The organism is Acidithiobacillus ferrivorans (assembly GCF_016250455.1).
GTDB lineage: Bacteria > Pseudomonadota > Gammaproteobacteria > Acidithiobacillales > Acidithiobacillaceae > Acidithiobacillus > Acidithiobacillus ferrivorans.
The window spans coordinates 1,124,327-1,147,530 of record NZ_CP059488.1 but is presented as its reverse complement, the minus strand read 5'-3'; the positions used below and the strand labels follow the sequence as shown (position 1 = coordinate 1,147,530).

General features: G+C 57.9%; 20 protein-coding genes. 11 read left to right on the top strand and 9 right to left on the bottom strand.

Annotation, left to right across the window (positions count from 1 at the left end):
* Positions 1 to 49: 49 nt before the first annotated feature.
* From pssA to tadA, 9 genes are all read right to left on the bottom strand, one after another.
* Positions 50 to 802, bottom strand: a complete 753-nt coding sequence (gene pssA, locus H2515_RS05820) for a CDP-diacylglycerol--serine O-phosphatidyltransferase (RefSeq protein ID WP_014029515.1) — start codon at positions 800 to 802, stop codon at positions 50 to 52.
* Entirely contained in the window at positions 799 to 1,461 is a 663-nt protein-coding gene (locus H2515_RS05815) for a phosphatidylserine decarboxylase (protein ID WP_198661155.1), read from the bottom strand. Before H2515_RS05815 ends, pssA begins: the two co-directional genes overlap by 4 nt.
* Before the next feature lie 118 nt (positions 1,462 to 1,579).
* Entirely contained in the window at positions 1,580 to 2,596 is a 1,017-nt protein-coding gene (gene ilvC / locus H2515_RS05810) for a ketol-acid reductoisomerase (RefSeq protein WP_035190205.1), read from the bottom strand.
* A 50-nt stretch (positions 2,597 to 2,646) separates the two neighbouring features.
* A complete protein-coding gene (gene ilvN, locus H2515_RS05805) occupies positions 2,647 to 3,132 on the bottom strand; it encodes an acetolactate synthase small subunit (RefSeq protein ID WP_014029518.1) in 486 nt (161 codons plus the stop codon).
* 3 nt (positions 3,133 to 3,135) lie between these two features.
* Positions 3,136 to 4,881: a biosynthetic-type acetolactate synthase large subunit gene (ilvB, locus tag H2515_RS05800; RefSeq protein WP_198661154.1), complete on the bottom strand. Its 1,746-nt coding sequence runs from the start codon at positions 4,879 to 4,881 to the stop codon at positions 3,136 to 3,138.
* 132 nt (positions 4,882 to 5,013) lie between these two features.
* Positions 5,014 to 6,552 (bottom strand): endonuclease MutS2, encoded by a 1,539-nt coding sequence (locus H2515_RS05795; protein ID WP_198661153.1) that lies wholly within the window; start codon positions 6,550 to 6,552, stop codon positions 5,014 to 5,016.
* Between the two features lie 62 nt (positions 6,553 to 6,614).
* A complete protein-coding gene (locus H2515_RS05790) occupies positions 6,615 to 7,040 on the bottom strand; it encodes a hypothetical protein (protein WP_065413679.1) in 426 nt (141 codons plus the stop codon).
* Positions 7,040 to 7,471: a secondary thiamine-phosphate synthase enzyme YjbQ gene (locus H2515_RS05785; protein ID WP_198661152.1), complete on the bottom strand. Its 432-nt coding sequence runs from the start codon at positions 7,469 to 7,471 to the stop codon at positions 7,040 to 7,042. The genes H2515_RS05790 and H2515_RS05785 overlap by 1 nt, the downstream gene beginning before the upstream one ends.
* Positions 7,452 to 8,018 (bottom strand): tRNA adenosine(34) deaminase TadA, encoded by a 567-nt coding sequence (gene tadA / locus H2515_RS05780; RefSeq protein WP_198661151.1) that lies wholly within the window; start codon positions 8,016 to 8,018, stop codon positions 7,452 to 7,454. The genes H2515_RS05785 and tadA overlap by 20 nt, the downstream gene beginning before the upstream one ends.
* A 225-nt stretch (positions 8,019 to 8,243) precedes the next feature.
* Between tadA and pilM the strand changes: the two genes are divergently transcribed.
* The 11 genes from pilM to H2515_RS05725 all read left to right on the top strand — a co-directional run bounded on the left by pilM (position 8,244) and on the right by H2515_RS05725 (position 23,201).
* Complete coding sequence (gene pilM, locus H2515_RS05775; protein ID WP_198661150.1) at positions 8,244 to 9,308, top strand: type IV pilus assembly protein PilM; 1,065 nt, start codon at positions 8,244 to 8,246, stop codon at positions 9,306 to 9,308.
* Positions 9,305 to 9,898 (top strand): PilN domain-containing protein, encoded by a 594-nt coding sequence (locus tag H2515_RS05770; protein ID WP_198661149.1) that lies wholly within the window; start codon positions 9,305 to 9,307, stop codon positions 9,896 to 9,898. The genes pilM and H2515_RS05770 overlap by 4 nt, the downstream gene beginning before the upstream one ends.
* On the top strand, positions 9,895 to 10,548 hold the full coding sequence (locus H2515_RS05765; protein ID WP_035190189.1) for a type IV pilus inner membrane component PilO: 654 nt from the start codon (positions 9,895 to 9,897) through the stop codon (positions 10,546 to 10,548). Before H2515_RS05770 ends, H2515_RS05765 begins: the two co-directional genes overlap by 4 nt.
* The gene (locus H2515_RS05760; RefSeq protein WP_035190187.1) at positions 10,545 to 11,093 is read left to right on the top strand and encodes a pilus assembly protein PilP; all 549 of its coding nucleotides are present in this window, start codon (positions 10,545 to 10,547) and stop codon (positions 11,091 to 11,093) included. The genes H2515_RS05765 and H2515_RS05760 overlap by 4 nt, the downstream gene beginning before the upstream one ends.
* Before the next feature lie 44 nt (positions 11,094 to 11,137).
* The gene (locus tag H2515_RS05755) at positions 11,138 to 13,480 is read left to right on the top strand and encodes a type IV pilus secretin PilQ (protein WP_198661148.1); all 2,343 of its coding nucleotides are present in this window, start codon (positions 11,138 to 11,140) and stop codon (positions 13,478 to 13,480) included.
* On the top strand, positions 13,477 to 14,016 hold the full coding sequence (locus tag H2515_RS05750) for a shikimate kinase (RefSeq protein ID WP_035190184.1): 540 nt from the start codon (positions 13,477 to 13,479) through the stop codon (positions 14,014 to 14,016). Before H2515_RS05755 ends, H2515_RS05750 begins: the two co-directional genes overlap by 4 nt.
* 103 nt (positions 14,017 to 14,119) lie before the next feature.
* The gene (gene aroB, locus H2515_RS05745; protein ID WP_198661147.1) at positions 14,120 to 15,214 is read left to right on the top strand and encodes a 3-dehydroquinate synthase; all 1,095 of its coding nucleotides are present in this window, start codon (positions 14,120 to 14,122) and stop codon (positions 15,212 to 15,214) included.
* A complete protein-coding gene (gene thyX / locus H2515_RS05740; RefSeq protein WP_198661146.1) occupies positions 15,207 to 16,046 on the top strand; it encodes an FAD-dependent thymidylate synthase in 840 nt (279 codons plus the stop codon). The genes aroB and thyX overlap by 8 nt, the downstream gene beginning before the upstream one ends.
* Positions 16,039 to 17,211, top strand: a complete 1,173-nt coding sequence (locus H2515_RS05735) for a deoxyguanosinetriphosphate triphosphohydrolase (RefSeq protein ID WP_198661145.1) — start codon at positions 16,039 to 16,041, stop codon at positions 17,209 to 17,211. The genes thyX and H2515_RS05735 overlap by 8 nt, the downstream gene beginning before the upstream one ends.
* 136 nt (positions 17,212 to 17,347) lie before the next feature.
* Positions 17,348 to 21,775: a glutamate synthase large subunit gene (gltB, locus tag H2515_RS05730; RefSeq protein ID WP_198661144.1), complete on the top strand. Its 4,428-nt coding sequence runs from the start codon at positions 17,348 to 17,350 to the stop codon at positions 21,773 to 21,775.
* Between the two features lie 28 nt (positions 21,776 to 21,803).
* On the top strand, positions 21,804 to 23,201 hold the full coding sequence (locus H2515_RS05725; protein WP_198661143.1) for an FAD-dependent oxidoreductase: 1,398 nt from the start codon (positions 21,804 to 21,806) through the stop codon (positions 23,199 to 23,201).
* The last annotated feature ends 3 nt before the right edge of the window (positions 23,202 to 23,204 follow it).

Below are 23,204 nucleotides of genomic sequence, written 5' to 3'. Positions count from 1 at the left end.
CCCCGTAACTGGCCTAATCCGGCCTGGGCGCATCCACGGTGCCAGCAAGTCAGTGACCAAGGCCACCACGCCGCCGCTGAATACGGCGGCTGCGGATTTGCCACAAGGTCAACAGCAACCCCACCACCACGTAGGAAATCACGGCGATAAACAGTACCAGCGGTGGATGCACGGCGACCAAGGCCACAACCAGCACCACAAAGATGGCTAAGGCAAAAGGCACTCGCCCGTGCAGGTCAAAATCCTTGAAGCTGCGGAAGCGGACATTACTGACCATCAACAGGCCCAACGCGTAGACCAGTCCCAGCGCCAGATACTCGCTCATCTGTGTCAGCCAAGGGTACCCCTCCCCTACTGCCACCCAGACCAGACTGGCCAGCACGGCCGCCGCTGTGGGTATGGGCAAGCCTTGGAAGTAGCGCTTGGACGCGCTATGCACCTGAGTGTTAAAGCGGGCCAGGCGCAGAGCGCCACAGGCAGTATAGACAAAGGCCCCCAGCCACCCGAGATTGCCGAAATCCTGCAGCCCCCACAGAAATACCAAAATGGCCGGCGCCATACCAAAGGCAATCACATCCGCCAATGAATCATATTCCGCGCCGAATGCGCTTTCCGTATGGGTCATCCTTGCCACGCGCCCATCCAGACCATCGAGAATCATGGCAATAAAAATGACGATGGCGGCCACCCGATAGTGACCGTTGATGGAAGCGATGATGGAATAAAAACCGGCAAACAGGCTGGCCGTGGTAAAGAGGTTGGGCAGGACATAAACCCCACGGCGCGGATATCTGGGATTCATGACTGGTGGACACCCAAGGTCGCAATACACTGGGCACCCGCACGCACCCGCTCGCCTACGGCCACCAGGGGCTGGGCATTGACCGGCAGGTAGGTATCTACCCGCGAACCAAAGCGGATAAAGCCGAAGCGCTGTCCTGCGGTCACGCCGCTATCGGCCGCGACATAACAGACAATACGCCGCGCAACCAGCCCTGCCACCTGTACGACAGTCACGTCGCTGCCATCGTCGGTTTTCACCCAAAGGACATTGCGTTCGTTCTCCAAAGAAGCCTTGTCGAGGGCGGCATTGAAGAATTTACCCGGAAAATACCAGGCCTTCTGCACCTGTCCCTTAACCGGCATGCGATTCACATGCACATCAAACACATTCATAAAGATACTGATCTTGAGCGCAGGACGGGAAAGATAGGGGTCGTCAACCTGCTCAACAGCAACCACCTTGCCATCAGCGGGGCATACCACCGATTTTTCCGATAACGCCGGCAGGGGACGCCGCGGATCACGGAAAAATTGGAGGCTGAAGAGAAAAAGCAGATAAAACGGCGAAGCCCACCAGCCATTCGTAAATATCTGCAGCACAATGGCGACACCTAAAAACAAGGCCAAAAAAGGCCAGCCTTCGCGCGCCAGTAAGGGATAAGGATAATCTGTTTTCATGCGCGGAGCGTATCAGGAGCCGGCCAACGATAAAAGGGCGGAATCACCACAGGCACATTACTTTTTGCCCACTGCCATTCCGCCCCATGCGGATTATCGCCAATCTCGGTCGCAGACTTTAGTTGCGCGAACGGTCCACGATCCGGTTCTGGCCGATCCAGGTCATCATCGAGCGCAGCTTTTTGCCCACCACTTCAATGGGGTGCTCCGCCCCAATTCGGCGCATAGCCTGCATGGTCGGCTTACCCGCCTGATTCTCAAGAATAAACTCTTTGGCAAACTGACCATTCTGAATTTCGGTCAAGATCTTCTTCATCTCCGCCTTGGTATCCGCATTTACAATCCGCGGGCCGCGCGTCAGGTCACCATACTCCGCCGTATTAGAAATGGAGTAGCGCATATTGCTGATGCCGCCTTCGTACATGAGGTCGACAATCAGCTTCAGTTCATGCATGCACTCGAAATAGGCCATTTCTGGCGCATAACCGGCTTCCACCAGCGTCTCAAAACCTGCCTGCACCAGCGCCGTAGCGCCACCACACAGCACCGCTTGCTCACCAAACAAATCCGTTTCGGTTTCTTCCCGGAAGCTGGTCTCGATCACGCCGGCACGGGTACCACCGTTGGCCTTAGCATAGGACAGCGCAATATTGGTGGCATTACCGCTTGCATCCTGATGTACCGCGATCAGGCTGGGCACACCGCCACCTTGCGTGTAGGTAGAACGCACCAGATGACCGGGTCCCTTAGGTGCCACCAGGAAGCAGTCCAGATCGGCACGCGGATGAATCTGGCCAAAGTGGACGTTAAAGCCATGGGCAAACACCAGCGCCGCACCCTGCTTGATGTTCGGTGCGATTTCATCGCGATACAGCGCGCCCTGGCCTTCATCGGGGGTCAGGATCATGATCACATCGGCTGCGGCCACGGCTGCGGCAACTTCCTTGACGGCCAATCCGGCATTACTGGCTTTCTCCCAGGAGGAAGAATCCTTGCGCAAAGCAACGACCACGCTGACGCCGGAATCCTTGAGGTTCAAGGCGTGGGCATGTCCCTGGGAACCGTAACCGATGATGGCCACTTGCTTCTTCTGGATCAGGGCGAGATCAGCGTCGTTATCGTAATAAACCTTCATGTAAAACCTCTTTATATTTGGTTAAGTGATTGTAAATTTTTATTTATGGATTAGATTGCCTTGGCACCACGACTGATGGCGCTGGCACCGCTGCGTACCACTTCAATGACCATACCGGGGTCCAGAGCATGGATAAAGGCATCCAGCTTCTCGCCGGTACCCGTCAGCTCCATTGTGTAGGAGCGGTCCGTCACGTCGATGATGCGCCCCCGGAAAATATCCGACAGCCTTTTGACTTCCTCGCGGTCCTGCCCTACGGCATGAACCTTGATCAGCATCAGCTCGCGCTCAATGTGCGGGCCCTCAGTCAAGTCGTGCACGCGTATGACTTCCACAAGTTTATTCAGCTGCTTGAGGACCTGCTCCATGATCTCCTCGGAGCCTCGCGTCGCCACCGTCATCCGCGAAATACTCGGATCGTGAGTCGGCGCGACGGTCATCGCCTCAATGTTATAACCGCGCGCCGAGAACAGCCCTGCCACTCGTGACAAGGCACCCGCTTCATTTTCCAACAAGATGGAGATGATATGGCGCATGGGTTATACCAGAATCATTTCAGAGAGGGCCGCACCTGCAGGCACCATGGGGTAGACATTTTCCTGCGGATCTACCTGGAAATCCATGAACACCATGCGATCTTTAAGGCGCAGTGCCTCACGGATCACCGGTTCCACATCAGCAGGGGTATCCGCGCGCAGGCCAATATGGCCATAGGCTTCAGCCAATTTCACGAAGTCAGGCAAGGCATCCACATAGCTCATGGCGTAACGATTCTCATAGAAGAACTCCTGCCACTGACGCACCATCCCCAGATAATGATTATTGAGACACGCCACCTTGACGGGCAGGTTATACTGCAGGCAGGTGGACAATTCCTGAATATTCATCTGGATGCTACCATCTCCCGTCACACAAACCACCGTCGCATCCGGTTCGGCGACCTGCGCGCCCATGGCCGCTGGCAGCCCGAAGCCCATGGTGCCCAGTCCGCCACTGTTGACCCAGCGACGTGGCTGGTCGAAACCATAGAATTGCGCGGCCCACATCTGGTGTTGGCCCACATCCGAGGTAACGATGGCGTCACCACCGGTAAGCTCGAACAGTTTCTGCACCACAAACTGCGGCTTGATGATCCGATCGTCCTGATTATAGTGCAGACAATCGCGCTGCCGCCATTCTTCAATCTGCGCCCACCACGCCTGCATGGCTTGCAAATCGTTGCGCTGACCATTTTCCGCCAGAATCTGATTCATCTCCAGCAGTACCTGCTGCAAATCGCCGACGATGGGCACATCCACCCGCACATTCTTGGAGATGGAAGACGGGTCAACATCCACATGCACAATCCGGGCGTGCGGCGCGAATTTGGCGAGGTTGCCCGTGACGCGGTCATCAAAACGCGCACCCAGGGCCACCAGCACATCACAGTGCTGTACCGCCATATTGGCTTCGTAGGTACCGTGCATACCCAGCATCCCTAAAAACTGGCGATCCGACGCCGGGTAAGCGCCCAACCCCATGAGCGTATTCGTGATGGGCGCGCCCAGAGTGCGCACCAGCTTGCGCAGTTCCCCGGAAGCGTTACCGAGGATAATGCCGCCGCCGGTATAGAACATCGGTCGCTGCGCACCGGTAATGAGCTGCATGGCTTTACGCAGCTGCCCCGGATGGCCTTTCAGCGTCGGTTTATAGGACCGCAGACTGATTTTTTCCGGGTAGTGATAGTGGGTTTTGTGGCTGGTAATATCCTTGGGGATGTCCACCAGCACCGGGCCTGGCCGCCCCGTCGCCGCCAGATAAAAAGCCGTCTTCAGGGTGCTCGCCAGATCGCGGACATCCTTCACCAAGAAATTATGCTTGGTGCAGGGCCGCGTAATACCCACCGTGTCCACTTCCTGAAAGGCGTCATTACCGATGAGCGCAACAGGCACTTGCCCGGTGATCACAACTATGGGCACCGAGTCCATATACGCCGTGGCAATGCCGGTCACCGCATTGGTGGCACCCGGGCCACTGGTGACCAGCGCCACACCAACCTTGCCAGTGACCCGGGAATAAGCATCTGCTGCATGCACTGCCGCCTGCTCATGGCGCACGAGAATATGCCTGACGGCATCCTGCTGTGCGAGCTTGTCATAAATATACAGCACCGCACCGCCCGGATAACCGAAAACATGTTCCACACCTTCATCACGCAACGCACGGACCACAATCTCCGCACCCGTCAGGTCTTCTTCTACCAGATCGGGACCTGGGCGATTTTGCGTAATCGTCGGGGACGTCATCGTCGTACTCCTCAGGGAATTAAAGTATCAGCGCAAAAAGCTAGACATTTTTTGCCGTGAGGTCAAATAAAAATGCCTTGGCACATACGGCTTGTCATCTATGGTACCGCGGTAAGCAGCACATTTTCCGGCCTAGTGGCTGTGCAGGTATTCCAGATAATCGCGCGCCTTGCTGACCAAAGCCTCCGGCAGTCCGCGTTTTGCCGCAATAACCAGACCCAGGGAACGTCCTGGCACACCAATCTGCAGTTCATATGTGGGCTCCAGGCGCTCCTGATCAAAGCGCATGGAGGCATTACACAGGCAAGCGTGCATATCGGCAAAAGCCTTGAGCGGGGTGAGATGGGTAGTCACCATACCCCGCACCCCGCGTCCCGCCAGATGATCAAGCACGGCCATCGCCAGCGCAGCGCCCTCTTCCGGGTCCGTGCCGGTACCCAGCTCATCCAGCAGGATAAGGGTATGATCATCGGCATCCGCAAGTAGTCTTTTCAGGACCTCCACATGACCAGAATAGGTAGACAATTCAAAAGCGACACTTTGCGGATCACCCATATCCACAAAAACATGCGTGAAATTTCCAACCACAGCGCGCCCGTCCACCGGGATATGCAAGCCGCAATGGGCCATTACCGTAAGCAATCCAACCGTCTTCAGAGAGACACTCTTGCCCCCGCTGTTGGGTCCAGTCACCACCAGAATCGGGCACTCGGCATCAATATGCACGGATAGCGCCTTGGGCTGCGGACCCCGCTTCTCCGCATAAGCGAGGACCAGTTGCGGGTGATAGGCCACTTCCAGTACCAGCACCGGCTCGTCCACCATCTCCGCCGCTTTGCCATGCAGATGGATGGACAGTTGTGCGCCCGCAATGGCCAGATCCAGCCAGGTCAGTGACTCGACCAAATGCTGTAAGCCGCTCAGGCGCTCACGCGCGGCATCACTGAGGGCACGGAGGATAGTCTGGTTTTCCTGTTCGATACGGCCAGCGAGCTTCTCCAGATGATTATTACCCGCCACCATCTCCATCGGCTCCACCAGAATGCCATGTCCGCCTGGGCCGGTACCGCGCCGTACCCCGCGAATCTTGTCCACCGCCCCATCGGGCAAATGCACGCAGGCGCGCTGGCCGGACCAGTGGACCTTCGCTCCCGGCGCACGCAGATGCCCCTGCAGGATTTTCTGAATCTGCTCGCGCTCCGTCTTCAGCTCAGCATGCAACTGGCGCAGGGTATCATTACCATCTTCGCGCACGCTGCCGTTGGGCAGGAGAACAGCGTCAATCTGGGGTAGCAAGTCCGCTGCCGCGTCCAGCCGCGCTGCCCCGGTGGGCAACAGCGCAGGACGTTTCTCCACATAAGGACGCAATTGCACACCGACCCGCAGCACCAGCGCCAGATTACGCAAGGCGGTCCCCGCCAGCGCCGCACCAGGAGAGGCCACCTGGCGAATAGCGGCGCGCACATCCGGCAACTCCGGGAGAATCGGGCCTTCGCCCGACTCCAGGCCAACGCGGGCGGCGGTGATGGCCGCCTGCAACTGGCGCGCGACGCCCACTGTGGGGGCAGGTGCGAGGTTACGCGCCGCCTCGGCCCCGAAGGGCGTCGCACAAAGCCTTTCGAGCAAGCGGCGAATGCCCTCGAATTCCAGGGGCTTCAGGTCAGCTTCCATGGGTTCTCCTGATAGTTAGTGCGCCCAAGAGTACAAAAGGCCTGGCGACAATGCCAACCCAATCAGTTTTGAAAAATTTCCCGCCACCAGCGTTTGCGACCTTCGGGCACAACAAACTCTCCCAGAGAATCGGGAGGTACCCGCGAGAGTATCCAGCCGGCTGGAACCACCTTTCCGCTGCTGCCACAAGATGCCCCCAAATGGTTGGGATCGTAAATCTTGATCAGCCGCGGATGCTCAAAATCATCCACATAGACGATACCCAGATAGGTCTCTTTATGATCGTGATGCAGCAAAGTGCCGATCGCGTCCAGCACTTTGCAGAAGGTCACGGCATCAAGTGGCGCCTGCGGAAAATCTACCCCAACGAAGTACACATACCAGCCATTATCGGCCTGTTCCGCGAGCGTTTTCTGAAACTCGTCCCAACGCGACCACGCACGAATGCCACGCAGCATTCCGTTGTATAACGCCATGAACTCAGACATCAATCTTCCTCCATAACCCCTTGAAAACTGACCAACACCCGGCGGCTGACTGGCCGCACCCGGTGTTCAAAAAGAAAAACCCCCTGCCAGGCCCCCAGCGCCGCCCGCCCCTCCCGTACGGGGATGATCAGGCTATTCTGGGTCAGTACACTGCGCAGGTGCGCCGACATATCATCAGGTCCTTCATTGCGATGACGAAAACCATGATCGCCATCCGGAACCAAACGCGCAAAATAATCCAGGATATCCGCCCGCACATCCGGATCGGCATTTTCTTGCAGTAATAAACTGGCTGAGGTGTGTGGCACGAAGAGATTCGCCCATCCTACCCGAGCATCAACTTCCCGCAACCAATCCTGCAATTTCTGCGTGAGTTCGTATAGGCCGCGACCACCATTGTTCACCTGCCATTCATGACTGCAATGCCGCATCACCGCTCCTCTGCCCCGTTTCGACACCCGTTTCAGCCGTGGCGACATCGGCCTCTCCTGCCCCTTTTCCGCGTCGCCTCGCCCGGAAAAAATTCCTTAATAACGTCGCGGAGGGTGCGGCCAGCACGCCCCCCTCCGTCACAATACGATGGTTAAAGCGGCCATCCTCCAAGAGATGGTAAAGACTTTCCACTGCGCCCGTCTTAGGATCCGATGCCGCATAGACGAGACGCGCAACCCGCGCATGCAGCATCGCCCCAATACACATAACGCAAGGCTCCAGCGTGACATAGAGGGTAGCACCCGTTAGCCGATAATTCTGCAAAACCTGTGCTGCCTGACGCAGCACGAGCATTTCCGCATGGGCACTGGGATCATGACTCTGAACAGGCGTGTTATGCGCCGCCGCCAGCAGATGACCGTCAGCACCCAGCAACACTGCGCCCACAGGAACCTCGCCTTGGATGGCGCCACGCGCCGCATAATCCAGCGCCAGCGTCATCCAAGCCAGATCCCGGTAATGACCATCCGTTTCCGTCAAAATCATGGAACTCCAGAATTACTCATCGCTAAAAGTCGCGTTGGTATGCCACCCCCACCGGGTTTCGCGCCTATGGTAACAATTTCTCGGTCGGTGCGCCTTGACAGAATCGGGAATGCTGCTAATTTCCCTCACGTGTTGCAAAAAGTATTCGTGCGTTGCGCAAGTGCCGTTGAGTTTTCTGCAAAACAAATTTATGTAATATTCGTCAGCTCATAAAAGGGAATAAACGTGCTGCGCTTACCAAGTCCTCCTTTGCTCGGCCTGGATATTAGTCCGGACGCAGTCAAACTCGTTGAACTCTCGCAGTCCAGAGGGAAGCTTCGCGTCGAACATGCGGACTCCGAGGCGCTGCCGCCGGGCGCCGTTAATGATCGTGACATCCAGGACGCTGCAGCGGTCAGCCGGGCGCTACACACCATTCTGGAGCGATCCCGCATCCGGACCAAGGCCGTAGCAACCGCCCTGCCGGCCAATACGGCCATCGTCAAGGTCATTTCTCTTCCGGCTGAGCTGGATGAGGTGGGTATTGAAGAGCAGATTCGCTTTGAGAGCAGCCAATATATTCCCTACAGTATTGATGCCGTCAATTTTGATTTCGCGGTGCTTGGACCCGATGAAGTCAGAAAAGGTTATAATCATGTCCTGCTGGTAGCGTGCAAAAAAGAAGCCATCGAAGATCGTGCTGCCGCCCTCGAAGAAGTGGGCTTAAAACCAAAAATTATTGATGTCAAACCCTTTGCACTCTGGTTATTACATGAGCATCTCACCAGAGCATCGCCACTGGCACATGACAGCTCAGGCGGGGCGGTCATTCTGGTGGAAATAGGTAGTGTCACCACAAACATCAACGCGTTTCAGGAAGGACATCCGGTTTACTCCCGTGAGCATAATTTTGGCTTGGGTCGTCTGATTGAAGAAATACAGCGTCGTTATAGCCTCGATACCCATGTCGCGCAACGCATGGAGCGCTTCGGTGGTTTGCCTCCCGAATATGAGCGTGATGTACTCAATCCCTTCGCCCGGAGTATCGCCCAGGAACTCTTTCGTTCTCTTGATTTCTTTCAGGCCAGCATGCCGGATATTGCCGCAGGATCGGTGCATCTTTTTGGTATAGGCGCTAAAATTCCGCAACTTGCAGAGCAATTGCGTCAACTCGTGAGCTTTCCGGTTTACGTGCCTGATCCTTTTACAGGCATGGAAATGGCTCCCCAGATCAGCCGTCGCTTTATGGATGCAGACAGGTCGTCTCTGGCGGTTGCCTGTGGGTTGGCGCTCAGGAGGATTTCGGTATGATTCGCATCAACCTGCTGCCCTATCGCGAGGCTCAGCGCGCACAACGCGGCCAGTTGTTAGTGTTAGCCCTTATCGGCATTCTGCTGCTTGCCGCCCTGCTCTATTATGGTATCTACAGTATTTTTAGTGCGCGGGTCTCTGCTGAGCAGCAAAAAGTGCAGTATCTGCAAGAGGTTACCACCCAACTGGACAAAAAAATCGCGTCCATTGCCGATCTGCGTAAAAAACGTGATGAACTGCTTTCCCGTGAGGGCATCATTACCGATCTGCAAGACCAGCGGGATATGGTGGTGCGACTCTTCAACACCCTGGCTCAGATAACTCCCGATGGTATCTTTCTAACGAAGCTTCAGCAGACGGGTGATTTCATTACGGTGGATGGTTATTCCCAAGCAAACAATCAGGTCGCGGCATTTATGCGCAATATTGAAGCCTCAAACATTTTCGCTAAGCCGGAACTGAATATCATCAGCAAGTCCAAGCTGGGCAATGAAGAGGTGGGACAATTTACGCTGCAGATGAGCATCCGCATACCGACTGCCGCGAATAAAAGTGGCGCATCCGCGCAGCACAAGGATACCCAGCCATGACCTTTGATGAATTCCGTAGTCTGCAAATGGATGATGTCATCCGCTGGCCGATCAAAACCAAGCTCATCATCATCGCCATCATTGTCCTGGTTCTCGGTATCCTGGTCTGGTTTGAGTTCATTGCACCCGAAAACAACCAGTATCATCAACTAAAAACTCAGGAAGACAGTCTGAAGCTCCAGGTGCGGCAAAAACAATTGCTGGCTGCCTCCCTACCCGCCTATCAAGCCCAGATCAAGGAAATGAATCTGCGTTTTCAGGACTTTCTGCAACAGTTGCCCAACCGCACCCAGATCCCTTCTTTGCTGGATGACGTCACCTTGGCCGGACGTAGCCGCGGGCTGGGTTTCGAACTGTTCCAGCCTATGGGAGAAGTGAACAAGAATTTCTATGCAGAAATTCCGGTCAAGCTCAAAGTGGTCGGCACCTACAGTGACATCGGGCGCTTCGCTGCCGCAGTCGCCGCCATGCCGCGCATTGTGACCATCAACAATATCGACATCGCCCGAATGCCTAATGTGGGTGCGACCAGCGCGGCCAAGGCACAGGCAGCCCAGCAATTGGTGATGCAGTGTACAGCAACCACTTATCGCTATCTGGATGGCAGTGAGCGTGCAAATCGTCAAAGCAAGGAAGGGGGCAAGCCATGAAACGCTCTCTCAGCATCCTGATGATGCTTACCGGCATGGTGCTGCTGAGCGGTTGCTCAGACAGCGACAATCTCAGCAGTCTTCGGGCTTTTGTCGCCGCTGGCCCCAAAACCAACACACACATTATGCCGCTGCCCAAGACGGCTGCTTACGAGCCGAAGACCTATGCAAATCCGCTCAACCGTGACCCCTTCACGAGCTTCTCTGAGCTTCTGTTGCGCAAGGAGGCCGCCGCCGCCGGCACCGGACCACGTCCCGTCAGCCATGGACCTGTCCAGCCGCTGGAAAAATATGCCCTTTCCAGCCTGAGCATAACCGGTATTGTCCGGGATAATCAGGGCAGGCTCTGGGCCGTAGTTGGCACGCCGGATCATAAAGTCTATCGCGCGACGATCGGCAGCTATATTGGCACCCATGACGGTCGCATCGTGAACATTGATGATGGCATAACGAAACGATCGGTCACCGTCGAACAATACCTGCCCAACGCCTTCGGTGGATTCCAGAAAGAACCAACTGTTTTGCAGATGCAAAACGGCAACTGAACATGACTTGCCTAACCCCAAAGAATACAGAGGATAGCGAAAAGATGAGCACAGCATCCATTACCGCCCGCCACGCCCGCCGTGTTGCAGCACCGCGCCTGCAGCTCCACCCCTTGGTGCTGAGACCAGTGACGCTTGCGGTCATGGCGGCGGCGCTCTGCCTGAGTCCAGGGGCCGCCTGGGCAGAAAGTCTCATCACCGGCGTCACTCCGGTGCAGGACCAGCATGGCACAGCCCTCCTCATTCGCAGCAACAGCCGACCGGCTTATGATGTCAACACCCTCGACGGCGGCTATCGGGTGCGGATCGATTTCAACAATGCACACTTCATGAGCTCGGTAGGAACTATCGCAAGCAGCGGCGCGGTCGAGAACGTGCTCGCGGAAAACATCGGGCACAACGCCAGACTTGACCTGCTGCTAAAGTCACCACAGGCTATCATGGTAGCACCGACACCAGGCGGTTATCGCCTCGCCCTGGTGGCGGAACGGGGTAAGGGTGTGACCGCCCCGAGTGCGGCGAGCATACCCACCAGCAACGCCGCCGCGACGCCTGCTATGCCCGTACCTGTCCACACTGCGGGCACCCAGATCAACGACCTGAATTTCAAGCGTGGCAAGAACGGTGGTGGGATTCTGAATCTTTCCATCTCCGGCCCGCAACCGCAAATGAATGTCACCCGCAAGAATGGCGCCCTCGTCGTCGAGCTCAAAGACACGGCCATTCCCTCCAGCTATACTCACCGCTTCGGGGTCAGCCAGTTCGGCACCCCGGTTCAGTATGTGGACAGCTATCCTCTGGGGCGTAGCACCCGTCTGGTATTTGCCATTCATGGTCCTTACGAATACTCGGCTTATCAGCTGGGGCAGCGCACCATGATTGATGTACATCCCAAAACTACTGAGACAGGCAACAATCCCGACTCCGGTGCGCGCCTCAGTATGGACTTTCAGAACATCAGCGTGCGCGATGCCCTGCAGGTGATTGCCGACTTCACACACCAGAACATCGTCGTCTCCAACAACGTGAGCGGCAGTCTTTCCCTCCGCCTGAAGAACGAGCCGTGGGAAGAAGCTCTGCAAGTGATTATGGAGTCTCAGGGACTGGCGGCTAAACATATTGGCAACATTCTCTGGGTGGCTCCCGCTAATCAGATTGCCAGTCAGGAAGAGGCGCAACTGAAGGCCGCTGCCAGTAAGCGCAAGCTCGAACCACTGGAGACGGAACTGATCCAGATCAAATATGCAAAAGCCTCAGAGATTGCCTCTCTGCTGCAGGGCTTTGATCAAAACCAGCAGCCCGGAATTGCCGGTGCCGACAACGGCATGAGCATGAATCCCAGCCAGAATGCCGCCCTGGCCAGCGCATTGGGCATTCCGAGCTCCAGCCTTATTGGCAACTCACTGCTCGGCCCACGCGGCTCGGTAGCGGTGGTAACCCGCACCAACAGCCTGCTGGTGCGGGACACCCCGCAGGATATTACCAACATTAAAAACCTGATCGCCAAAATCGATCGTCCGGTCCCGCAGGTATTGATTGAAGCGCGCATTGTGCAGATCACCACCAATGCCGCCCAGTCCCTGGGCGTCAATTGGGGCGGGACCTATACCGGCGGCGGCGGCGGTGGCGTCGTCAACCTATCCGGTACTGGTGGTACGGGGGTCACATCGACACAGGGTGGCGCTTACCCGATGTCTGGAACTTCCACCGCCAGCGGAACCGGCTTCACCACCCCGGCCCTGGTAAACCTGATACCCTCCACCGCCGGCAGCGCCCTCGCCGGCAGCAATCCCGCCTCGCTGGGTTTTGCTCTGGGCACCGCTGCGGGCAATCGCATCCTGAATCTGCAATTACAGGCACTGCAAGCGAATAACCGCGCCAAGATTATCTCCAGCCCGAAAGTCCTCACCCAGGACAACGAAAAAGCGGTCATCGAACAGGGTCAGGAAATCCCCTATCAGCAATCCACCAGCAGTGGTGCAACGGCGGTATCCTTCAAGAAAGCAGTGCTCAGCCTGAACGTCACGCCGCACATCTCGCCCAACGGCAAAATTACCCTGGCTGTGGATGCGCGCAATGATCAGCCCAACTACGCCCAGGCCCTGCCTTCCGGCATCCCGATTAATACACAACAGGTTAAAACCAAGCTGCTGGTCAACAATGGGCAAACCGTCGTCATCGGCGGCATTTATACGGACTCGACCACCCAGACGGAAACCGGCGTCCCATTATTGAGAGACATCCCGCTGCTCGGCTGGCTCTTCAAGAGCCACCTCAACAATGTGGCGAAAACGGAGTTGCTGGTTTTTCTGACCCCCAAGGTGATTGGCGGCGATGCCCCGGATGGCCTGGGCGGGACATCCGGCAGCGCCAATCTCGGGCAATGACCGGAAGTATCATCCTTATCGGTCCCATGGGATCGGGTAAATCCACCATCGGGCGGCTTCTGGCCACCCGCTTGCACCTTCCTTATGTGGACAGTGATGCGCTCATCGTCAGTCATACCGGCGTGGATATCCCCACCATTTTTGAAATTGAGGGGGAATCGGGCTTTCGCGAGCGGGAGCGCAAAGTTATCGCCGATCTCGCCACCCAGAGTGAAGCGATCGTACTGGCCACTGGGGGTGGCGCCATACTCGACCCCGCTAATCGCCGTCATTTACGCCGCATGGGCAAGGTCATCTACCTGGATGTCAGTGTCGACGAACAACTCAAACGTATCCGCCATGACCGCAACCGTCCCTTACTGCAAAATACGGACCTGGACAGTCGCCTGCAAACTCTGGCAGAACAGCGCCACACGCTTTATCAGGAAACAGCGCACTGGCGGGTACTAGGAGATGGTCTGCGCTCGGATCAGGTTTTGCGCCGCATACTGCGACATCTCCAACCGCGGTCTGGGCCGATCCCCGCGCGCGGATAGCCGTAGAAACAAGCTCAAGATGGCGTTATAGGGGCGGCCCACTTGCCTCAACGTAAAAGAACCCCAACAATGGGGCATAAATCGGTCCACAAGAGTAAACATCATGCACAGTCTTCACGTCGATCTGGGGCAGCGCAGCTACCCCATCCACATAGGCACTGGTATTCTTGCCGACCCAGCCCTCTTCGCGCCCGCTCTGAGCACAGGTCCGGTTGCTATTATCACGGACAGCAATGTTGCACCCCTCTATCTGGAGGCGCTGCACAAAACCCTGAGGAAACTTGAAAAAGACGTGCTGACCATCACGCTGTCGGCCGGTGAAGCGAGTAAATCCCTCGCTAATATCCAGGAAATCACCGGCCGCCTGCTGAGTGCGGGTTACGGGCGTGATTGTACCCTTTGCGCCCTTGGCGGCGGTGTTGTGGGAGATATCACCGGCTTCGCCGCCGCAGTCTATCAGCGCGGAATCGCCTGTATTCAAGTGCCGACCACCCTGCTCGCCATGGTGGACTCTTCTGTCGGCGGCAAGACCGGGGTCAATCACCCCCTGGGTAAAAACATGATCGGCGCTTTTTACCAGCCGCGTGCCGTGATCGCCGACACCGACACCCTGGACAGCCTACCCGACCGGGAATTTCGCTCGGGCCTGGCCGAGGTCATCAAATATGGTCTGATTAACGACCAAGGCTTTTTCTCCTGGCTCGAAGACCATATGGATGCTGTGCTTGCCCGGGAGGCCGACGCCCTGGCCAAAGTGATCCAATACTCCTGCAAAGACAAGGCTGACGTCGTGGCGCGCGACGAACTGGAGGGGGGGTTACGGGCCATTCTCAACCTCGGCCACACCTTCGGCCATGCCATCGAGGCAACAACCGGCTACGGCCAGTACCTCCATGGCGAAGCGGTGGCCATCGGCATCGTCATGGCAGCAGACCTTTCCCGCCGCCTCGACCTGATTCGGGAGAGCGAACAGAACCGTATCTACGCCCTCATCAAGGCCACCGGTTTGCCCACCCTCGCACCAGCGTTCCCCATCGCCGATTATCTCGCCTTTATGCGCGTCGACAAGAAAGCGGAAGGGGGCCGGGTGCGTTTCATCCTGCTGCGTGGCATTGGGAGTGCGGTGATTACCGGCGATGTTCCCCCGGCGGCCATCGCCCAGACCCTTCAAGCCTTCATGGAGCATGAACATGCATGAGATCAACAAAGCGACTGCGGAATTGCAAGAGGAAATGGCACAGCGTATCGCGCTGAACCCGGGTGGCACCCGCCGTATTGGCAACTTCGGTTTCATCGAGCTGGAAGAGACCTGGGGGGACGAAGCCACCATCATCAATACCGCGCGCATCAGCACCACCAACCAGCGACTCCCAAGCGGGCACGACTTTTCAGAGCGCGACCGTGCCCTGCTCTACCAGTTACTCCGGGATCAACATGGCACGCCTTTTGAAACCATCTATTTTCGCTTCCGTTTTATTGCGCCGATTTTCGTGTTGCGCCAGTGGGTCAAACACCGCGTTTCGAGCTGGAACGAGTTTTCCATGCGCTATCGCAAGCCGATTTCCGTCGCTTATGTGCCTGATGCCGCAGCGCGCACGGTGGATGGCTTTGCGGTGTTGGACGAGGCTGCCGTAGCCGAATATGAAGCGCTGATGGAGCAGCTCTTTGACTGGTACGAACGGCAATACAGTACTGCTTGCAGTCGCATTGATCAGGCACGCGCGAGCGGCAAACTGGGTCCTAAAGAAGGCGGCCGCGACCCCTACCGCGGCCGGGCCCGCGAGCTCCTGCGCAACGTGATGCCGGTCGCTGCTTACTCGGATGTCTACTGGACGGTCAATTTCCGCAGCCTGATGAACTTTTTCAAGCTGCGGCGCAAGCAAGATGCCCAGTATGAAATCCGCGAATATGCCGATGCGGCCTTTGCCCTGTTCGCCACGCGCCTGCCTCTGCTCGCCGAAACCATGCAGCGGGTGCTAGACGAATCCACCGCCAGTGCCGCGGTGCAGGAATCGTCCGGGCATGCCTGACCTCGTCTCTCCGTGCCAGTCCGGGAGATTGGCGCCTTACGCCGCCGACCCCGCGCAGAGCCGTGGCCGCAAACATGCGGAGGAGCCGCCCGCCGGTCGCAGCGCCTTTCAGCGTGACCGGGACCGGGTCATCCACTCCGGCGCCTTCCGCCGCCTGGAATACAAGACCCAGGTCTTTGTAAATCACGAGGGCGATCTCTACCGCACCCGCCTCACCCACAGCCTGGAAGTAGGACAGGTGGGCCGTGCCATCGCCCGCCAGTTGGCCCTGAATGAGGATCTGGTCGAAGCCATTGCCCTGGCCCACGATCTCGGTCACACCCCTTTTGGCCATGCCGGACAGGATGCGCTGCAGGAGTGCATGGCCGACCTCGGTGGTTTCGAGCACAACATCCAGTCCCTGCGGATCGTGGACCATCTGGAAAAACGCTATGGCGACTTTCCGGGCCTGAACCTGAGCTTTGAAACGCGCGAGGGCATCCTCAAGCACTGCGCCAGAAGCAAAGCTGCCGACCTGGGAGACGTAGGTGAACGGTTTTTGCAGGGTACCCAGCCCGGTCTGGAGGCACAAATCACCAATCTCGCCGACGAGATTGCTTATAATAACCATGATATTGATGATGGTTTACGCGCTGGCCTGCTGAGTCTGGAAGAACTCTGCGCCAGCACCTTGTACGGGGTTATTTTTGCCGAGGTACGCCAGCGCTACCCTGAGACCTCGCAAACCGTATTGCGCCACGAAACGGGTCGCCGCCTCATCAATCTGCTCATCCACGATCTGGTCGATGCAACCCGGCGCCACATCGCGGCTGAGGGCATCACCACCATTGCGGAAGTGCGGGCAGCGCCGCGCCCGCTCGCAGCCCACAGTCCGGCCATCGCCCACGAAGTGGTGACCCTCAAACGCTTCCTCTTTCAGCGCATGTATCGTCACCCGCGGGTGCATCGTCAGGCGGAAAAAGCCAAGCGCCTAGTACGCAAACTGTTTCATGCCCTGCAGGAAGATCCGCGCCTGCTGCCGCTGAAATATCAGGCACGCATCAACGAGTGTGACGGCGCGGTGAAACGTCAGGCGCGTGTCGTCGCAGACTATGTGGCCGGCATGACCGACCGCTTCGCCATTGCCGAGTACGACCGCATCTTCGATCCCCATGGCGAGGCGTAAACACCTCGGCCATTCCGCCGCAAAAATCCCGAAAGATGACGCGCCCGCACCCTTGGATGGTATCCATGAGCGCGTTATAATGTTCGGCCCTGCTTTGCAGTCCGGCGACAGGGTGCGGTGACAACCAGGTGACAATATGACGCAAAGCTTATACTCCCCCGATTTTGAACGAGACTCCTGCGGCTTCGGCCTGATTGCCCAGATGGACAATCAGGCGAGTCACGCCATTGTCGCGACGGCGATCACTTCCCTGGCACGACTCACCCACCGCGGCGCGGTAGCCGCCGACGGCAAAAGTGGCGACGGCTGCGGCTTGCTATTGCAGATGCCGGAGACTTTTTTCCGCGCTATCGCCATCGAGCAAGGCATTGCTCTCGGCAGGCATTTCGGTATCGGTCAATTTTTTCTCCCGCAAGACCCGGCGGTTGCGAGCAAAATCTGCACGACACTGGCTACCGAAGCCCAGGACCTTGGGCTCAGATGTCTGGGCTGGCGCGAGGTCCCTACTGACCTTGCCGCTTGTGGCGATGAAGCCCTGAAGAGCCTGCCGAGTGTATGGCAAGCCTTTGTGGGCCTCCCCGATGCCGCGGACACAGACAGTCACGAACGCCTCCTTTATCGCCTGCGACGGCGGGTGGAAAAACGCTTTGTCGACGAAAGCAGCTTTTTTGCCGTGACCTGCTCCTCTCAGGTCATTGGCTACAAGGGCTTGGTGCTGCCGGAAAATCTCCCCGTTTTTTATCCCGATCTCTGCGACCCGCGCTTTGCCTCCGCGCTCGTCACTTATCACCAACGCTTTTCGACCAATACCTGGCCGGAATGGCGCTTGTGCCAACCCTTCCGCATCCTCGCCCACAATGGCGAATTGAATACCGTGCAGGGCAACCGCCTGTGGGCCAAGGCCCGGGAAGCACAGTTGCAATCTGACCTGCTGCCCATGGCAGAGGTACTGCCTGCGGTGGGTGGCGGCAGCGACTCCTTCAGCCTCGACAACATGCTCGAACTGCTGGTGCAGGGCGGTATGGACTTCTTCAAGGCCATCCGCCTGCTGGTGCCACCCGCCTGGCACAATGTCCCACGGATTGAACCCGCTCTGCGCGCCTTCTACGAATATCACTCCATGCGCATGGAAGCCTGGGATGGTCCCGCCGGACTGGTGCTCAACACCGGACGCATTGCTGCCTGCGCACTGGATCGCAACGGTCTGCGCCCGGCCCGTTATGTCATCACCAAAGATCGCATCATCAACATCGCCTCCGAAGTGGGCGTCTTTGACTACGATCACCGCGACATCGCCGTGCAGGGCCGGGTCGGGCCGGGGCAACTGGTGGCAGTGGATATGGCCACGGGTAAATTCCTCGAGTCGGCTGACATCGACACACAAATCCAGAATAGCCACCCTTACCGGGAATGGCTGGATCAGTATGCTGAGCACCTCGATAGCGACAACAACGACAGCTCCCCCGCACTGCCGGTAACCGATCTGCTGACCAGTGAAAAGGCCTTTGGTGTCAGTTTCGAAGAAGAAGACCAGGTGATTCGCGTCCTCGCCGAGGGCGCCCAGGAAGCCGTCGGCTCCATGGGGGACGACACCCCCATGGCGGTCTTATCGCGGCAAACCCGGCATATTGCCGATTATTTTCGTCAGCAATTCGCCCAGGTCACCAACCCCCCCATCGATCCTCTGCGCGAAGCCCTGGTGATGTCCCTCAACACGGTCATCGGCAGTGAGAGCAATCTGTTTGCCGAGCGCCCCGAATACGCCCGGCGCATTGAAGTACACTCCCCGGTACTCTCCGATGCCACTTTTGTCGCTCTCACCAGCCGCACGGAAGCTGCCTTCCGCGGCCAGACTTTTGATCTCTGTTATTCAGCGGCGGACAGCAATCTGGGGGGCGCCATCGAAGCCCTCTGCGAAGAAGTCATCACGGCAGTGCGGCACGGAGCCGTTATCCTGGTGCTCTCGGATCACGCCCTGGCGCGCGATCGGCTCTACATCCCGGCACTGATGGCGGTCGGTGCCGTCCACCATGCCCTCATTGATGCCGGCCTGCGCACCCGCTGCAATATCGTCGTGGCTACCGCCCATACCCGCGATCCTCACCATTTCGCCACGCTGATCGGTTACGGTGCCACCGCTGTCTACCCCTACCTGAGCTATGCCATCATCCGCAGCCTGGCCGAGCGGCATGCCTTCAGCCAGCCGGTCACGGTCCTCAAGGCACTGGAAAACTACCGCAAGGGCATCGACAAAGGCCTCTACAAGATCCTCTCCAAAATGGGAATTTCCACTCTCGCCTCCTACCGCAGCACCCAACTTTTTGAGGCGCTCGGCCTCGATCAGACGGTGGTGGAGCGCTGCTTCAAGGGGACGGTCAGCCGCATCAGCGGCGCATCGTTCAAGCATCTGGAAAACGATATCCGCCAGCAGGTCCGCGATGCATATATCCCCAGAAAGACGTTGCCATTGGGTGGTCTGCTCAAATATGTCCACGGCGGTGAATATCACGCCTACCACCCAGACGTCGTCCAGAGCCTGCAGACGGCGGCAAAATCAGGGCGCTATACCGACTATCAGGTGTTTTCCGGGCTCGTCAATGAGCGCCCGGTCACCAACCTGCGCGACTTACTGCAATTGCGTACGGTAGCGCAACCCATTCCGCTCAGTGAAGTCGAGCCCATTGAGGCGATTACCCGCCGTTTTGACACCGCTGCCATGTCCTTGGGCGCGCTCTCGCCAGAAGCCCACGAAGCCCTGGCCATCGCCATGAACACCATCGGCGGGCGTTCCAATTCCGGCGAAGGCGGCGAAGATCCGGCCCGTTACCACAACAACAAGATAAGCAAGATCAAGCAGATAGCATCAGGCCGCTTTGGCGTGACACCAGAGTATGCGGTGAACGCCGAAGAGTTGCAGATCAAGGTGGCGCAGGGCGCCAAGCCCGGCGAAGGTGGTCAGTTACCGGGACATAAGGTCAGCGGCATCATCGCCCGCCTGCGCTACGCCAAGGAAGGGGTTGCCCTCATCAGCCCGCCGCCGCACCACGATATCTATTCTATCGAAGACTTGGCACAGCTCATTTTTGACCTGAAGCAGATTAATCCGCAAGCCTATGTCTCCGTCAAACTGGTCTCCGAGGCCGGTGTCGGAACGATCGCCGCCGGGGTGGCCAAGGCCTATGCCGACCGCATCACCATCGCCGGCTATGACGGTGGCACCGGCGCCAGCCCGCTGAGTTCGGTCAAATATGCCGGTTCCCCGTGGGAACTGGGTCTGGCGGAAACTCAGGTCACCCTGCGCCGCAATCACTTGCGGCACCGGGTACGCCTGCAGGCCGACGGCGGCTTCAAGACCGGACTGGATGTGATCAAAGGTGCCCTGCTGGGCGCGGAGAGTTTCGGTTTTGGCACCGCACCGATGATTGCGCTGGGCTGCAAGTATCTGCGCATCTGCCATCTCAACAACTGCGCCACCGGCATTGCCACGCAGGATGAAACCCTGCGCAAGCATTTCACCGGCCTCCCGGAAATGGTCATTAACTACTTCCGCTTCGTCGCTGAAGAAGCCCGCGGAATCATGGCGCAACTCGGTATCCGCCGCTTTGATGACTTGGTTGGTGCCAGCCAGATGCTGGAAATCGGTGGAGCGCAGACAGAAAAACAGGCCCATCTGAATCTGCGTCCACTGCTGGCCAATGCCGATCTGCGCGATGCCGACAGCAACATCCACACTCAGGATCGCAACCCGCCTTTCGACAAAGGCGAGCTTGCTGAGACCATGGTGAAGGACGCACAACCGGCGCTGGACGAGCAAATCCCCACCCGTTTGCACTACCCGATCCACAATGTGAACCGCTCCATCGGCGCGCGTCTCGCCGGAGAAATCGCCCGTCGCTATGGCAATTCTGGTCTGCGGGAAGATGCGGTGCACGTCGAACTCCACGGAACGGCAGGTCAGTCTTTCGGCGCCTTCTGCGTACAGGGGATGACCCTGCATCTGCATGGCGATGCCAACGATTACGTGGGCAAGGCCATGAACGGCGGCACCATCATCATCGCACCGCCGACGGGCGTTTCCTACGCCAGTCAGGACTCGGCCATTGTCGGCAACACCTGTTTGTACGGGGCCACCGGCGGACGTCTCTATGCGGCCGGGCGCGCCGGTGAGCGTTTTGCGGTGCGCAACTCCGGGGCCATCGCCGTGATTGAAGGCGCCGGCGACCATGCCTGTGAATACATGACCGGCGGCCAGATCGTCATCCTCGGCACGGTCGGCGTAAACTTCGGCGCCGGCATGACGGGTGGTCTCGCCTTCGTCCGCGATCAGGCCCGCCAATTCCCTGATCAGGTGAATGGTGAACTGGTGAATTATCACCGGATTGAAACCGAGTCCATGCGCGGTTACGAGGCCTTGCTGCGGCGCCATATCGAGACACATATAGCCAGCACCGGCAGCAGTTATGCCGCAGCACTGCTCAAAAACTGGGCCCACTTTATCCGTGATGTCTGGCTGGTGGTGCCCAAAGCCACCAAACTGGATGTCCTGCTCGAAGAAGCGAGTTGAGCAACCGCGTCACCCTGAGGATAAAATCATGAGTTATTTTTCATTCATCGAAGACCCGCGGCAGGACCCCAAAAAGCTGGACGTGGAAGAACGCCGCGAGGCATTCAAGGAAATCTACAATAGCTTTGACCTGGACAGTGCCAAATTGCAGGCTGACCGTTGCCTGCATTGCGGCAACCCTTATTGTGAATGGAAATGCCCGGTGCACAACTACATTCCCAACTGGCTGCAACTCATCGCCGAGAATCGCCTTGAAGAAGCAGCGGATCTGTCCCATCAAACCAATACCCTGCCGGAAATCTGTGGCCGTATCTGCCCCCAGGACCGTCTTTGTGAGGGCGCCTGTACCCTCAACGATGGCTATGGCGCCGTCACCATTGGCAACCTGGAAAGATTCATCACCGAAGAAGCCCTCGCCCGCGGCTGGCGTCCGCAAGTGCCTGAGATTATCCCTAACGGCAAACGCGTTGCCGTGGTAGGGGCAGGCCCGGCCGGCCTCGGCTGTGCGGACATCCTCAACCGTGCCGGTACCGAGGTCGTCGTTTTTGACCGCTACCCGGCCGTCGGCGGTTTGCTCACCTTCGGCATCCCCTCCTTCAAACTGGAAAAAGAAGTCGTCGCCCGCCGCGCCGATCTATTGCAGGAAATGGGCATTCGTTTTCAGCTCGATACGGAAGTCGGCAAGGACATTTCTCTGGCCAGGCTACTGGAAGATTTTGACGCCGTGTTCCTGGGGATGGGCACCTACACCGCCAAGACCGGCAACTTCCCCGGTGAAGACTTGCCCGGCGTCCTCAACGCGCTCTCCTACCTGATCGCTAACACGCGTCATCTGATGCAGTTGCCTGACCCAGACCTGCCTTATGTCAGTCTGTCCGGCATGCGGGTCGTAGTACTCGGGGGTGGCGATACCGCCATGGATTGTGTACGCACAGCTATCCGCCAGGGTGCCAGCAGTGTCACCTGCGCCTATCGCCGCGACGAAGAAAACATGCCCGGCTCACGCCGGGAAGTCGCCAATGCCCGCGAAGAAGGCGTCAAATTCCTCTTCAATCGTCAACCCGTCGAGGTTATTGGTGATGCGGCATCGGGCGCACGGGGTGTGCGCCTGGTCGAAACCTGTCTGGGGGAACCCGATGCCAAGGGCCGCCGCCATCCGGAAATCATCCCCGGCTCAGAGCAGATACTGGATGCCGATGCGGTGATCATCGCTTTTGGTTTTGATCCCTCTCCCGCTCCCTGGTTTGCGGAACACGGCATCAGCACGGATGCCCGTGGGCGGATCAGTACCAGCGAACAATTCCAGACCAGCAACCCGCGCATTTTTGCCGGGGGCGACATGCGCCGCGGCTCTGATCTGGTCGTCACCGCGGTAGATGAAGGACGCCGGGCCGCCGAGGGCATCCTCAATCAACTGGGAGTATAGGCG